This window comes from Herbaspirillum sp. C7C8, assembly GCF_022627875.1.
Lineage (GTDB): Bacteria > Pseudomonadota > Gammaproteobacteria > Burkholderiales > Burkholderiaceae_D > Herbaspirillum.
The window spans coordinates 1-239 of record NZ_JABXGG010000095.1 but is presented as its reverse complement, the minus strand read 5'-3'; the positions used below and the strand labels follow the sequence as shown (position 1 = coordinate 239).

Genomic DNA, 239 nt, shown 5'->3' with positions numbered 1-239 from the left:
CGCCAAGCCAGATCAGCAGCAGACGGGTCGGTTTCATTTCCGCGTCATTGCCTTGGTGCCGGAATCTGATCAAGCAACTGCTTGAGCACCTGGTCTACCTCCAGCCCATCGATGTCCAGCTCAGGCGCAATACGTACCCGGTGACGCAATACAGCCAGGGCGCAGCCCTTGATGTCGTCTGGTGTGACAAATTCCCCGCCGCGCAGCAGGGCACGTGCGCGAGCTCCGCGCACCAGAGC

Annotated in this window: 1 pseudogene; it reads right to left on the bottom strand. The window is 61.5% G+C overall.

Going from position 1 to position 239, the window contains the following annotated elements:
* Positions 1–44 precede the first annotated feature (44 nt).
* A pseudogene (locus tag HWE01_RS22785) lies at positions 45–239 on the bottom strand (AAA family ATPase); the annotation flags it as partial.